Annotated in this window: 6 protein-coding genes; 2 read left to right on the top strand and 4 right to left on the bottom strand. The window is 74.6% G+C overall.

The window, feature by feature from the left end:
* Window positions 1-57 precede the first annotated feature (57 nt).
* Both WMF27_RS42730 and WMF27_RS42725 read left to right on the top strand, forming a co-directional pair.
* Entirely contained in the window at window positions 58-1,095 is a 1,038-nt protein-coding gene (locus WMF27_RS42730; protein WP_437943541.1) for a hypothetical protein, read from the top strand.
* A gap of 225 nt (window positions 1,096-1,320) precedes the next feature.
* Window positions 1,321-1,983, top strand: a complete 663-nt coding sequence (locus WMF27_RS42725; RefSeq protein WP_437763135.1) for a superoxide dismutase family protein — start codon at window positions 1,321-1,323, stop codon at window positions 1,981-1,983.
* A gap of 126 nt (window positions 1,984-2,109) precedes the next feature.
* On the opposite strand, the gene WMF27_RS42720 is transcribed toward WMF27_RS42725, so the two are convergent.
* From WMF27_RS42720 to WMF27_RS42705, 4 genes are all read right to left on the bottom strand, one after another.
* Window positions 2,110-3,858, bottom strand: coding sequence for a protein kinase domain-containing protein (locus WMF27_RS42720; protein ID WP_437943540.1), 1,749 nt, complete (start codon window positions 3,856-3,858; stop codon window positions 2,110-2,112).
* A gap of 233 nt (window positions 3,859-4,091) precedes the next feature.
* Window positions 4,092-7,445 carry a protein kinase domain-containing protein gene (locus WMF27_RS42715; RefSeq protein WP_437943539.1) on the bottom strand — a complete coding sequence of 1,118 codons (3,354 nt, stop codon included), beginning with the start codon at window positions 7,443-7,445 and terminating at the stop codon, window positions 4,092-4,094.
* 67 nt (window positions 7,446-7,512) lie between these two features.
* Window positions 7,513-11,163 (bottom strand): FIST N-terminal domain-containing protein, encoded by a 3,651-nt coding sequence (locus WMF27_RS42710; RefSeq protein WP_437943538.1) that lies wholly within the window; start codon window positions 11,161-11,163, stop codon window positions 7,513-7,515.
* Window positions 11,164-11,283: 120 nt separating this feature from the next.
* Window positions 11,284-12,546: a PP2C family protein-serine/threonine phosphatase gene (locus WMF27_RS42705; RefSeq protein WP_437943537.1), complete on the bottom strand. Its 1,263-nt coding sequence runs from the start codon at window positions 12,544-12,546 to the stop codon at window positions 11,284-11,286.
* Window positions 12,547-12,589: the final 43 nt, after the last annotated feature.

Genomic DNA, 12,589 nt, shown 5'->3' with positions numbered 1-12,589 from the left:
GTTCTTGAACCACGCGATGACCTCGTGCAATAGTCGCCGCGGAGGATGGAAACGAACATGAATCTTCGAATTAGCGTTACTTTGCTTGGCCTGCTCGCGACCTTTGCGGCGGGCGCGGTTGCGTGCTCGGATGACGATGGTGGCACGACGTCGTCGTCGTCCTCGACCACCGGCGAGGGCGGCGGCGCCACCAGCGGCGGCGGCGCCGGCGAGGGCGGCGGCGCCACCAGCGGCGGCGGCGCCGGCGAGGGCGGCGGCGCCACCAGCGGCGGCGGCGCCGGCGAGGGCGGCGCCGGCGAGGGCGGCGGCCCGGCCTGTGCGGCGCTGCTCTGCGACGACTTCGAGTCGTACGAGGGCCAGGGCGCGAACGGCGAGAAGCTGGGCGCGTGGACGGTCTACACGGCCATGGCGGGCTCCACCGTGTCGGTCGACACGGAGAAGCATTACAGCGGCACCAAGTCCATCAAGGTGACCACGCCCGCGAGCTCGGGAGACAACAACTACAAGTCGGCCATGATCAAGTTCGCGGACGCCGACGCCCTGCCCACCGAGGCGAACGTCATCCATGGTCGCATGATGTTCTTCCTCGAGGCCGCGCCGACGGGGGATGTGCACTGGACCATCATCGACGGTTCAGGGACCATTCCTGGCAGCGATTTCGAGGGAATGCCCTACGCGGCACAGTATCGCTACGGCGGGCAGCACCCGACCGCGGCCGGCAGCCAGCTCATGGCGAACTACGATACGCCCGGGTACTGGAGCGACCCGAAGACGGGCCCGCAGTCGGACTGCTGGCACCACGCGGAGGAGACGACGGTGGTCCCGACCGGCGCGTGGACCTGCGTCGAGTTCAGCTTCGACGGGCCGAAGAACGAGATGCGCTTCTGGCTCAATGGCGCCGAGCTGGCCGATCTCAAGGTGTCCGGGACGGGCCAGGGCTGCGCCAACAACGAGGCGAACTACACGTGGAAGGCGCCGGCGTTCGACAGCATCGGCCTCGGCTGGGAGTCCTATCAGGCGGATTCCGCCCGCTCGATGTGGATCGATGACGTCGTGATCGGCACCGCGCCCATCGGCTGCCCGCCCGCGCAGTGAGCGCGCGCCGCTGAGCTCGGCGACGTGCGGAACGGACTCCGCGCCTCGCCGGTCCCTTTCCGGGGGTCGGGCGCGCGCTGCCCGCGGCGCCGGCCGGCGCGAGCGGCGCAGGCCGCGCGCCGGCGCACCTGACGAATGTCGGGTTCGCCGATTGATCGCTCGCCAGGACCGCTCTACGAGACGGCGGAGGTCCAACGCTTCACGAACCTGGAGGTCTCCGCTGTGATGAAACCGGCCTATCGTCTCTCGCTGCTTGCCTCGTTCGTCCTGGGCGCCACCGCTTGTGGCGGCGCGCCCGAGCCGGCCCCTGCGGTCCCCGACGTCCCCGCCCAGCCCGCGCAGCCTGCGCCGGAGGCGCCCGCGGCGCCCGAAGCCGCGGCGCCCGAGGCCAGCCCGCCGGCGGGCGCCGCGGCGCCGGAGGCTGCGCCGCCTGCGCCGCCGGTGAGCGTCTCCGTGCCCATCGAGGCGCGAACCAAGTCGAAGCTCAAGGGCACCGCGACCCTCACCGAGGTCGAGGGCGGCGTGAAGGTCGCCGTCCAGGTCTCGGGCGCTCCCAAGGGCAAGGTCGCCGTCCACGTGCACGAGACCGGCGATTGCAGCGCGCCGGACGCCAAGAGCGCGGGCGCGCACTACAACCCCGAGAACCACCCGCACGGCATCCCCGACGGCGCGCCTCACCACCTCGGCGATCTCGGCAACATCGAGGTCAAGGCCGATGGGACCGGCACCCACGAGATCATCGCCAAGGGCGCGAATCTCAAGGAGGGCGCTCCGAACACCTTCCTCGGCCGCGCCATCATCGTCCACGAGAAGGCGGATGACGGCAGCCAGCCCGCCGGCAACGCCGGCGGTCGCATCGGCTGCGGCGTCATCTCGCAGGGCAAGTGACGCCCACGCGACGCGGCCCGCCGCTCCGCGCTCACGCCACGTCGACTCCACCTCACCGCCTGTCCTGAGAGGGCCTCTCTCCGAACGCCCGCAGCGCCCGCAGGGCGGGAGTCTCCGTCTCCGGTGTCACCGGGGCGGAGCGCTGACCGGAACGCCCTTTCTGCCCAGGGCCGGGCCCGGGCTCGGGAGGCCCCCGCTCGCGGGCCGCTCCTCGGGCCGCGTTCCGCTGGCCAGCAGCACGACGACGATCGCCGCCGCCACCGCCGCCAGGACGAAGCCCGCCCTGAAGGGCGAGCGCAGCCGCCGGAGCGTGTCCGCGAGCGTCGCCTCGTCGGCGTCCTCCCCGACGCGCGCCCTCTCCGGAGCTGGGCCGGACGCGCCGAGCCCGACATGGCCGGCCTCCGCCCGGGGCTGCGGCCGCGCCGAGCCGGCCGCCACCTCGCCCCGCTCCGCAGGGCTGGCCTCCGCCCGGACGCGCGCGTGGTCCGGGACCGTGACGGCCTCGCTCCGCTCCGCCGGATCCGCCTCGGCAGGGGCGCGCGGGCGGCCCGAGACCGTCGCCGCCTCGCTCCGCTCCACAGGGCTCGTCTCCGACCGGACGCGCGAGCGGTCCGACACCGTGACGGCCTCGCTCCGCTCCGCCGGATCCGCCTCGGCAGGGGCGCGCGGGCGGTCCGAGACCGTCGCCGCCTCGCTCCGCTCCACCAGGTCGGTCTCCGCCCGGACGCGCGAGCGGTCCGACACCGTGACGGCCTCGCTTCGCTCCACCGGATCCGCCTCCTCGGGAGCCGCGGGGAACACGGGAGGTGGAGGCTCCGGGCGAAGCTCGATCGCCATGCCGCCGGTGGATGGGCCGGAGCCCATGGTGGTGGGGATCGAGCCGCGCTCCCCCGCGTCGACGCCGTCCACGCCGGGGCGCACCCCGGACAGCGAGTCGCGCACGCCCCCGCGCAGGATGCGCTGGATGCGGTCGACGAGCGGCTGCGCCGCGGGCGGCGCGAACGGGCGGAGCGCCAGCGTGAGCTCCGCCAGGTCGGGCCAGCGCCTGTCGCGATCCCGCTCGAGGCACCGCATGATGATCGGATCGATGTCCGGCGAGAGCCCGCGGCAGACCTTCGACGGCAGCTGCGGCACGAACTTGCCCCCGAGCACGAGCGACACCGTCTGGACGGAGCGCGCATGCATGGGATACCGGCCGGTGAGCAGCACGTAGAGGAGCGACCCGACCGCCCAGATGTCCGCGCGCGCGTCGACGTCGCGCTGCCCGCGCATCTGCTCGGGGGGCATGTAGTGGGGCGTCCCCAGCATCTGGCCCGTGCTGGTCCGCATCTCGGCGATGCCGAGGAGCGCCGCCTGCGACACCTTGGAGACGCCGAAGTCGAGCACCTTGATGCACGGCGTCCCCTCGCGCGTGTGCGTCAGGAAGAGGTTGGCCGGCTTCACGTCGCGGTGCACCAGCCCGAGCGCGTGCGCCTCCGCGAGCGCGTCGCACGCCTGGATGACGTAGAGCGTCGCCTCCTCCGCCGGCAGCGGGCCCCGCTGCTTGCGGACGACCCGGAGATCGCGGCCGTCGAGGAACTCCATCACCATGTACGGCAGCCCGTTCTCGAGCCGCCCGACGTCGTGCACCTTGACCGCGTGCTCGCTCCTGAGCCGCGACGCGATCCGCGCCTCCTGCAGGAAGCGCCCGCACATCTCCGGATCGGCCGCGGTGGCCGGCAGCAGCACCTTGATCGCCCGCAGCTCGTCGAGATCGACGTGGGTCGCGGCGACGACGGCGCCCATCGCGCCCTTGTCGAGCAGCCGGTCCACGCGGTACTTGCCGGCGATCAGGGTTCCGACCTCCAGCCCTTCGATCTCTTCCAGGCCGCGCATGTTCGAAACCTCCGACCGAGAGCGCCGCGCCGCGGCAGCCAGCATAGCGCAGCCGATCGTCGGCCGGACAGCCGTTGCCGAGGAAGCGACGCTCCTCTGCCCCTTTGCGCCCTTTGCGCCCTCCGCTGGCCGGCGCGACGCTCGCGTGCCCGCGCGGCGTGATGTCGCGGACGCCCTCACCGCGCGCCGCGCCGCTCGCGGGAGCGCACCACGGCGGCGCCGCCCGCCCTGGCTCAGCCCCCTTCCCGCGCCCCGCTCGGCCTCTTGATCGCGATCGTCCGCCGCGCGCCGCCCGACTCGAGCGTGAGCTCGAGGGTAGCGCCCTCCTGCGCGCTCGGCAGCGCATGACGCATCGCATCAAAGCTGACGAGGGGCCGGCCGTTGATCGCGACCACCGCGTCGCCGACGCGGACGCCCGCGGCCGCGGCGGGGCCGCGCTCTTCCACGGCGACCACGACGGCGTCTCCGCTCGTCTTCAGCGCGCCTTCGAGCAGCGGGAAGAGGGGCGCCGCGGTCAGCCCGAGCGCGCTGACCGTCCTCCGGTAGCTCTGCACGGCCGCGTCGAAGCTCTCCTTGCGCATGCGGTAGCGCGCGACGGCCGCCACCGCGCCGCCGCGCTCCTGGAAGCGCGCGTCGACGCGCTCGGGGGTGGCGAACGCGCCGACCTGCTTCAGGTAGCGGCTCGCCTCGGCCTCCGCCATGCCGGCGCGGCGCGCGCCGCCGCCGTGCGCCTGGATGAAGTCGTACGCCTGCGACCCCGCGAGCGCCGGCACGACGTTGCTCGCGAGCCGGGAGATCGCGTCGGCGCGCGCGACCGCGAGCGCCGCCTCTCGGCTGGCGCCCGAGCCCTCGCCGACCACGAAGATCGCGTCGCCCTCGGCGATGAACGGCCGGTCCATCCACGGAGGGCTCTCCTCGGCCGGCGGCGCCGCGCGCCACCCCGAGCTCGGCGCGGGCGCCGGGCCCGCCCCGGCGGCGGTGCGCGGGCGTCCCCGGCTCTGGTAGGCGAAGGCCACGGCGAGCACGAGCAGCGCTCCCGCCGCGAACGCCGCGAGCACCCCGCGCGAGCTGGAGCCACGGGCCGCCGAGATGGCCGCGGCCGGCGGAGACGCCCCCGCCGGCGCCGCTGCCCCCGCGGGCGCCCCCGCCGGCGCCGCTGCGCCCGCGGGCGCCCCCACCGGCGCCGCTGCGCCTGCGGGCGCCCCTGCCCCCGCCGCCGTCACGTGCCCCCCCGCGGCAGAGCGCTTCGTCGCCGGCTCGGACGTCCCGGCGAGCGTGGGCGCCGGCTCCGGCGCGGCGCCGAGGCGCTTCAGCGCCGGCCGGAGCCACGGGAGCGCGAGCGGCGCGTTGCACCGCTTGCACGGCACGTACGGCTCCCGCTCCTCGCGGGCGGCCTGCGCGGCCTCCTTCACGTCGAGCAGCGTCTGCCGGGGCGCGTTGCACCGCTCGCAGGCGCCCTCGACGATCGCCGAGACCACCTCCGCTCGCAGCGGGGGGCTCTCGGAGGCGAGGTGCTCGAGCAGCACCACGGGACAGCCCTCGATCTGGATCGACGTCACCTCGCCGCCCAGCGCGCGGAGCGACAGCGCGAGCGCCCTCGCGCCCTCGGACGTCACCCCCGCCGCGCCCGCGAGATCGAGCACCAGCGGCCCCTCGATCCCGTCGAGCGCGCGCTTCCACCGCACGTGCGCGTCGAGCTTGCAGCGCACGCGGATGCGCGTCCCGCGCTCGTCGACCGTCTTCTCGATCGCCTCGTGGGTCCCCGCGTCGAGCCGCGCGAGCTCGTCGAGCGCGGCCCGCACGTCCTCCGGCAGATCGATCCCCGCGTGGATCGCCGCGAACGCGAAGTAGCTCTCGGCGTCGTCGTCGAACACCGCCGCCGCGCCGCAGCGCGGGCAGGGGCTCGCGGGCGGCTCGTGCGTCCTGACGAGGTGCGCGTCCCTGTCGCAGTCGAACAGCCGATCGAACGCGGCGCCGCAGCGCTCGCACCGGTACGGGCCGTAGAACGACGCGACGCGCCCGTCCCCGAAGAAGCGGCGGATCATGCTGATCTGGTTCACGAGCGGCTCGGTGCAGCGGCCGATGTAGATCTCGGACGCGCTCCGCGACACCTCGGCCAGCATCGCCATCCACTCGCGCACGCCGAACGACGTGACCCGCTGCACCCCGCCCAGATCGAAGAGCACGCGGCCGGAGATGCCGCGCGCGACAGCGAGGCCCTGGAGCTCCTCGGTCATCCGCCCCGACAGCGAGACGATGAGCAGGCTGCCCAGCCTCCGCTTGGTCACCGTGAGGGCCCGCGGCCCGTGCCCGTGCGCCCCCTCGGGCTCCGCGCCCTCCACGCCGGCGCCGGCGTCCGCGAGCGACAGCGCGGGCAGCCTCCTGGAGCGCGGCAGCGTGTCCAGATCCCCCGCGGCGTCGGGCCGCGACGCCGCGAAGAGCGGCGCGGAGAGCTTCGTGGCGATCCCGCCGGGGCGGCCGGTCTCGGCGGCCTGCAGCGCCCCGCCCGCGGCGTCGAGCGCGCCCGCGAAGGAGTCCTCGTTCTGGTTCGCCTCCTGCTTCTCGACGATGTGCGATTCGAGGTCCGCCCCCGAGGCGAGCGCGCCCCGCCACACCTCCACGCGCTGGCCGAACAGCTCCGACATGAACGACGACAGGGCGAGGGCCGAGGAGGCGAGCCGCTCCTCCCGGGCGAACGCCTCGAGGTCGATCTGGAGATCCCTCGCGGTCGCGTACCGCTTCTCCCGATCCCGCTCCAGGCACTTGAGCAGGATGCGCTCCAGCCCCGGCGGGTAGTCGGCGCAGACCTCGCTCGGCGGCAGCACGGGGTCCTCCACGATCGCCCGCATCAGCTCGAACTCGGTGGCGCCGCGCCGGAACATCCGGCTCCCCGTCGACATCTCGTAGAGCAGGAGGCCGACCGAGTAGATGTCGCTCCGGCGATCGAGGTGCTCGCTCGTGCACTGCTCGGGCGACATGTACGGGACCTTGCCCTTGAGCGCGCCGTCGCGCGTCTCGTTGACGCGGTTCGCCGCCTTCGCGATCCCGAAGTCGAGGATCTTCACGGCCCCGTCGTAGGTGACGATCACGTTGTGCGGGGACACGTCGCGGTGGACGATGTCGAGCGGCTTGCCGTCGAAGCCGACCTTCTCGTGCGCGTAGTGGAGCCCCGCCGCGACGCCCGCCGCGATGGTGATCGCGTGCTCGATCGGCATCCGCCGGTTCGCCGACCGGAGCGACTTCCGGACGGTCCTGAGATCCTCGCCGTGGAGGTACTCCATCGCGATGACCGGCACGCCGTCGACGTCCTCGATGTCGTACATCTGGACGAGGTTGGGGTGGTCGAGGGTGGCGGCGATGCGCGCCTCGTCGAGGAACATCCGCACGAACTCGGGGCTGTCGACGAGGTGCGGGAGGATGCGCTTGACCACGCAGATCTTCCTCACGCCCGAGATGCCCGCGACGGAGGCCACCCAGATCTCGGCCATGCCGCCCATGCCGATCTTCTTGATCAGGCTGTACCTGCCGAGCGTGGTGGGGTGGCGCGAGCCGACGCTCATGGGGCCGGCGGCGTGGCGCTCGGTCATTCGACCGCCTCCATCGCTCGGGCCGGCGGCGTCACTTCTCCAGGAGCGCGGCGGGCGGTCATGGTGCTCATCGAGGGCCTTCGGCCTGGGATTTCGCGAAGCTCACGCTGCGGCGCTCACCGCGCGACTCGATCTGGAGGGTCATCGTACCACCGGCCGGCGCGCGAGCCCACGCGTCCGCCGGGGCCTTCCCGAAGATCTCGACCGAATGGACGGGGCGATCGTTGACCGAGAGTACGACGTCCCCTGGCTCCGCGCCGCGCTGCGAGCGCTCCGCCGCGACGACGACGAGCTCGCCGGCGGTGCGTACCCGCGCCTCGAGCTGCGGGAAGAAGCGCGCCACGGTGAGCCCCTGGAAGGTGGCCGTCTGGCGGTAGAGCGCCGCGGCCGCGTCGAAGCTCTGCCGGGACAGCCTGTACCGCGCGAAGGCGAGCACGCCGCCGCCTTCCCGCCGCACGACGGCGTCCACGCGCTCGGGCGTCGCGAACGCGCCGACCTGCGCGAGGAAGCGCCCGGCGATGCGCTCGACGACCTCCGCGCGCTGCGCCGCCCCGGCCTCGGCCGGCGGCTGCGCGACGAGGAGCTCGGCCGCGGGAGAGCCCGCGAGCTCCGCGGCGAGGCCGGACGTGAGGCGCTCGATCGCGCCGTTGCGCGCCGCCGCGAGCGCGCCCGACTCGCTGGCCGCGGGGCCGCCGCGGCCGACGACGAGCACGCTCTCGCCCTCGATGACGAACGGCCGCTCCACCCACGCGGGCGGGAGGTCGTCCATGACCGACCAGCCCGCCGCGCCGGGGCCGCTCGCGGGCGGCGCCGGCGCGCGCGCCTCGCCCGCGCGTGCTGCCAAGGCCGCAGGCGCTGACAAGGCCGCAGGCGCTGCCGAGGCCGCAGGCGCTGCCGAGGCCGCGGGCGCCGCCGAGGCAGCGGGCCCTGCCGAGGCCGCTGGCGCCGCGGCGGGGCCGACGCCGCCGCGCCACGCCGCGAAGCCGGCGGCCACGAGCGCCACCCCGCCGAGCAGCCCGAGGAACGCCGCGTTGCCGCCCGCGCCGCGCTGCTGCGCCAGGGGCGCCACGGCCGGCTGCTGCGGGCTCGCCGCAGGCAAGGCGGGCGGCGGCGGGGCCGCGGGGGCGCGCGTCGCGTGGGCGCCGAGGACGTAGAGCAGCGAGCGGGAGCCGTCGAAGGCGAGCGGCGTGTTGCAGCGCTTGCAGGTGACGCTCGGGTCCTGGCCGCCGCGGAGCAGGGGGGCGTGCCGATCGACCTCGACGAGCACCGCCCGGGTCGCGCTGCAGGACGCGCAGCGGCCCTCGACGACCGCGGACTCGATCCGCGCGAGCTCGGGCCACGAGGGGCCCGCCGTGCGCTCGGCGAGCAGCCGGGGACAGCCCTCGATGCGGATCGCCTCGACGGCGCCGTCGAGCTTGCGGATCGCCGACTCGAAGCGCGCCGCGCCGTCGGCGGTGACCGCGGGGACGCTGCTCAGGTCGAAGACGACCTGGCCCTCGAGGCCGTCGATGATGCGGCTCCAGCGGATCGTCGCGGTCAGCTTGCTGCCCACCTTGACGCGCGTGACGCGCCCCTCGACGGACTTCTCCACCACGTCGCCCACGGCGGGCTCGTCGGCCCGCTCGAGCTCGAGGAGGATCTCCCGCACCTCCGGCGGGATCGCGCCGGCGCCGTGCTGGGCGACGAACCCGAAATAGGTCTCCGCGTCGTCGTCGAAGGCGCCGGCGCCTTCGCAGCGGGGGCACACCGCGTCGGGCGGCTTGCCCTCGGCGAGCGAGGCCGCGTCGTGGGCGCAGTCGACGAGGCGCTCGAACTGGGCGCCGCACGCCTCGCAGCAGTACGGCGCATAGAACGAGACGACCCGCCCGTTGCCGGCGAACCGCCGGATCATGCTGAGCTGGTTGATGACCGGCTCGGAGCAGCGCGCGAGGTAGAGGGCGCGGAGGCGCGGCTGGGCCGCGTGGATCATCTGGAGCCACTCGCGGACGCCGAACGACGTGATCCGCTCGACGCCGGCGAGGTCGAGCAGGACCTTGCCCTCGAGCTCCCGCGCGAGCGCCGCCCCCTTGAACGCCTCGGTCATGCGCCCGGCGAGCCGGACGACGAGCACGTCGCCGATCGTGCGCCGATCGAACGCGAGGCTGTCGAGGCGACCGGCGGCGCCGGCGGGCGGCACGCTCCGCGTCGGCGCGGCGCGGTGCGCCCAGGCGGCGGGCGGCGGCCGGTCCACGGTGGTGGGGCTGCGCCCCGACGAGACCGGCCCCGAGGCAGGCTCGGCGCTGTGCGGGCGCGACGCCCTGCGGCCGTTCGGCGGCACCCGGATGGTCGGCCGCGGCTCCTCGCCCTCGCGCCCCGGCGACAGCGGCGCCGGCCCCGGCGTCGCGCTCGACGCCGACGCCGGCGCGTCGAAGGCGGCCTCGGACGTGAAGGTCGAGTCCGACGCGATCTCGAGCTCCTCGAACTCCGCCATCCCGCCGGCCGGCTGCGCGACGACCCGCGCCGCCACGGCCGGCGCCCGCTTCGCGGCGCGCGGCCTTCGCTCCCGCGGGCCCTCGCTCCTGGCGAGCGGCGTGGGCGCCTCGGAGAGGACGGTGAGGGTCATGGTCTGGTTGTGCAGGTCGCAGTGGCCGGTCGCGTACGGCGAGATCTCCCCGTACGAGTAGAACCCCGTCACCTGCGTGCCCTTCGGCAGCACGTCCGCCACCGCCTCGACCTCTTCCTCGGTCCGGTCGCCCAGCACGATCCGGCGCCCAACGCAGCTGATCGCGATCGCCAGCGCGCTGTCCCCGCCCGCCCTCCCCGCCTCGCTCGCCGCCCTCGCCGCCTGCTCCGCGCCCCCGATCAGCCGCTCGAAGTCCGCCTTCATCAGCTGCACCAGGTGCCCTCTCGGCACGTCCCCCGCGAACGTCAGCGACTGCGCGTCGTGGTCCACCGCCAGCACCGTCCGCACCAGCGCCTTCTCGTCCTGCGCCGTCGCGCGCAACGCCAGCGGGAACAGGAGCGCCGACGCCGGCAGCTCCGCCGCCTTGTCCCCGAGGTACTCCTTGTACAGCGAGAGCGCCGGGCGGCCGTCGACCTCGTAGAGCACGTTGCCCTCCGAGCGCGTCACCACGCGCTCCGGCCCGAACTTGTCCCAGCCCCCCTTCGACCCGTGCTGGATGACCACGTGCTCGCCGTACAGCCCCACGGCCGCCACGAGCCCGCTGCGCACCACGTCCCCCGCGCACACCCACGTCCGCTTGAACTGCGTCCCGTCCCCGGACAGGCCCCCGGTCACCACCACCGACTCCGGCAGCACCGCGTTCAGCCCGCGCACCAGCTGGCTGCCGTTCACCCCGAGCCCCTCCGACAGCACGAGCACCCCGCGCAGCCCCGGCCGCTCCAGCTTGCGCGCCAGCGCCTGCCCCGCGGCGAACGACCCCGACGCGCTCGCCACCTCCACCTGCGCCGTCGCCAGCGTCGTCCGCTCGAACCGCGCCACCGCCACCGTCAGCGTCCCGTCGCGCACCGACGTGCCCGCGATCTCCCCCGCGCTCGAGCACCCCACCACGTGCGACCGCGGGTACGCCCGCCGCAGCTCGCGGATCGCCCCGGGGTCGTCGAGGAGCTCCGGCGCCCCGAACGCCAGCACCAGCGTCCGCTCGCTGTCGAGCACCGGCAGCACCCGCACGGACCACTTCTTGGTGTCCCGATCGTAGTGGAAGGTCTCGAGGATCATGGATCTCCTCGCTCTCAGGCTACAGCACGCGGGGGACGGCGGGCGTCGCGACGTGACGGGGCGGGCGCCATGACGCGGCGGTCGAGCTCGCTCGTACGCCCCTGGCCCTCTAAGAAGCCCTCACGACACGCGGGCCACGACGAGCGTCACGTCGTCGTCGAGGGCGCGCTCGCCGCGGAACCTCGACACCGCCTCGACGATCGCGTCCCTCGCCTCCTCGGGCGGGCAGGCGGCCACGCTCTGGAAGAGCGATCGCAGCCGCTTCTCGCTGAACTGCTCGCTCGACTCGTTCTCGCACTCGGTCACGCCGTCGGTGAACCAGAGGAGCGCGTCGCCGCCCTCCAGGGCGACGGTGCTCGACGTGTACTCGGCCGAGCTCGCCGCCCCGAGCGGCTCGCCCTGCGCGGCGAGCTGCCGGATCGCGTTGTTCCTGACCAGGTAGGGGAACGGGTGCCCGGCGTTCGCGAGGGTCAGCGAGCCGGCGCCGGGGTCGAAGACGCACGCCGCGCAGGTCATCAGGAACTTCTGCTGCCCCGCCTCGAAGATCGAGCAGTTCATGACCCGGAGCAGCTGCGCCGGGCTGATCGCCTCGCGCGCGAACGTGCGCACGATGTCGCAGGCGGCCTTCGCCGCCCCCGTGATGATCGCGGACGAGATGCCGTGCCCGGTCACGTCGCCGACGACGGTGAGCAGCCTGCCGTCCGGCAGATCGTGGAACGTCCACCAGTCGCCGCCGCACTCCGCCGCGGGCTGGAAGTGGCTGGCGAGCCGCAGCGAGGGCCGCTCGATGACGTCCTCGCTCGGCACGAGCATCTGCTGGACGGCGCGCGCGACCTCGAGCTGCTTCTTCAGCGACGCCTTCTCCGCCGTGTCGTAGAGCAGCTGCACCAGCCGGTCCCCGAGCGCGACGAGCTGGACGCGGACCTCGTTGATGGCCTCGTCCGAGCCGCTCGCGCCGGCGGCGGCCTGGGTCGCGCTGCCGGGCGCGGCCTGCGCGGCGCCGCTCAGGGAGAAGAGCTCGCCGAGCTTCGACGCGAAGCGCCGCTTGGCCGTGGAGATCGTCGAGCCGACCTCGATCGGCCGCGACGGCTCGACCTGCGAGTTCGCGGCGTCGTGGAAGACGGTCAGCGCGTCCCCGATGGCCACGACGACGCTGCGCAGGCGGTCCCGCTCGGCCAGGAGCTGCCGGTGCAGCGCGCCCATCTCGTTCGTGGAGAGGTCGAGCGAGCGGGTGAGCAGGCTCCGATCGTCGGCGACGTGGCGGTAGTGCTCGCTGATGCGCGCGACCACCTTGTGCCAGGTCTCCTTGTCGGGCGGCTCGCCGAGGTCCTCGAGCCCGAGGCGCCTGAGCTGCCGCGCGAGGAGCGGATCGATCTCAGCCATGGCGCCCGCCTCGGCCGGCTCGCCGTCCTCTTGCGCCGCGCGC

It is taken from the genome of Sorangium sp. So ce281 (assembly GCF_051527395.1).
Lineage (GTDB): Bacteria > Myxococcota_A > Polyangia > Polyangiales > Polyangiaceae > Sorangium > Sorangium cellulosum_B.
This window is presented reverse-complemented; position numbering and strand designations above follow the sequence as displayed.

Bases quoted from the DNA above. Each gene is read 5' to 3' on its own strand.
- WMF27_RS42730 (WP_437943541.1), top strand. From the start codon at position 58: ATGAATCTTCGAATTAGCGTTACTTTGCTTGGCCTGCTCGCGACCTTT.
- WMF27_RS42725 (WP_437763135.1), top strand. From the start codon at position 1,321: ATGAAACCGGCCTATCGTCTCTCGCTGCTTGCCTCGTTCGTCCTGGGC.
- WMF27_RS42720 (WP_437943540.1), bottom strand. From the start codon at position 3,858: ATGCGCGGCCTGGAAGAGATCGAAGGGCTGGAGGTCGGAACCCTGATC.
- WMF27_RS42715 (WP_437943539.1), bottom strand. From the start codon at position 7,445: ATGACCGAGCGCCACGCCGCCGGCCCCATGAGCGTCGGCTCGCGCCAC.
- WMF27_RS42710 (WP_437943538.1), bottom strand. From the start codon at position 11,163: ATGATCCTCGAGACCTTCCACTACGATCGGGACACCAAGAAGTGGTCC.
- WMF27_RS42705 (WP_437943537.1), bottom strand. From the start codon at position 12,546: ATGGCTGAGATCGATCCGCTCCTCGCGCGGCAGCTCAGGCGCCTCGGG.